The organism is uncultured Leptotrichia sp. (genome assembly GCF_938036635.1).
Lineage (GTDB): Bacteria > Fusobacteriota > Fusobacteriia > Fusobacteriales > Leptotrichiaceae > Leptotrichia > Leptotrichia hongkongensis.
This window is the reverse complement of the sequence record NZ_CALHQO010000520.1, coordinates 1-1,378: the sequence shown is the minus strand read 5'-3', so window position 1 is coordinate 1,378 and position 1,378 is coordinate 1. Positions and strand designations below refer to the sequence as shown.

Here is a 1,378-nt window from a genome sequence, read left to right as displayed (position 1 = left end):
AAACTGGATTGGAATAGGGAAAATGCTTTATACATCTATAAAACACGCTCCAACTGCGGGAGATGTGTTAAATGCCATAAGAAAAAACGGAAAAAGTGTAGCAGTGTGTCCGTTTAGTCAAGGGGTGTGGGATGAGACTCATAGTTCGCCGAGTAGGATAAATGTAAATTCTAATAATGTTGCACAAAAAAATATACAAAAAAAAACTGATAATAGTTCTGAAAAGGAGGTTAAGGTAGATACAAAGAGAAATAATTCGGTAATTCAAAATGAAAATAATAAAAATACAACAATAATGAATAAAATAATTCCTTCAATAGAACAAACTCAAAATTCAAACAACAATTTGAATAAAAATATAAAAGAACAAAAACAAATTATTCAAAATGTTCCGCAAAAAAAACAAGAAACTAATGTATGTAAAATAAATAATTGTCCGCATAAAGAAATTGGAGAAAGAGCACCATGGATAAAAATTGCGGAAGAAGAAATGAAAAAATATAGAGGACAAAAAGAATCAAGTAAAAGTTTATACAGCAGAATACAGAAAACATATTTTTCTATGGCAAATTTTGGTACAGATAAAAATCCTACTAAAGTTGCATGGTGTGCAGCATTTATAACATACTGCATAAAAACATCGGGATATAAAAACTCATCAAATCCTTCTGTTGGAGGTTATGACTGGGGAGTTGCACCAAGACCAGGATTGCCAAAAAGAGGTTGGTTTGAAGGAGAAAAAACACAACCTTTTGTAGGAGCTATAGGAATTTTTAAATTTCGAAATGGATATAGCCATGTAGCTATATTAGTTGGAAAAAGAAAAAATGGAATGTATGTATTTTTAGGTGGAAATCAAAACAATGAAATTAATAAAACTGCTTTTGAGCCAAGTAGAATTGATTATTTTATGAAGCCTAAAAGTTATATAGTAAAACCAGAAGAACGAGAATTGCCAATAATTACAGATTCACAAAATACAGGTACCGTAGGATAAAGGAGATAAAATGATAAAATTATTGATTAAAATAATAGTACTGACTTTGATTTCATGTTGTGGAAAAAATAATGAAAACTTGTTTAATAATGTTAAATATAAGGAAAATACAGAAAAAAAACCACAAAAAATATTGAAAAAAGTAAGTTTTGATAATAAAAAAATGAATGATAAGACAATGAGCGTATCACTTAAAAGAATTATTGACATTATTATTAAAGCTCGAAAAAGTAAAAATTATATATTAGAAAAATATGATAATGACATTTTTAAAAAATATAGAGAATATTTTGATGATAATAAAAATAATAATGAATTTTTTGAAAAAACATCGAGTATACTTTTAAAATTAGAAAATAAATTGGATAGCTTGGGTTATAA

The 1,378-nt window shown here is 27.1% G+C and carries 1 protein-coding gene and 1 pseudogene; both read left to right on the top strand.

Annotated elements, in window-relative coordinates; genetic code table 11:
• Window positions 1–997 (top strand): CHAP domain-containing protein (locus Q0370_RS10410; RefSeq protein ID WP_367270890.1); only part of this gene is annotated, 997 nt, incomplete at its 5' end.
• A gap of 10 nt (window positions 998–1,007) precedes the next feature.
• Window positions 1,008–1,378 (top strand): annotated as a pseudogene (locus Q0370_RS10405) (hypothetical protein); the annotation flags it as partial.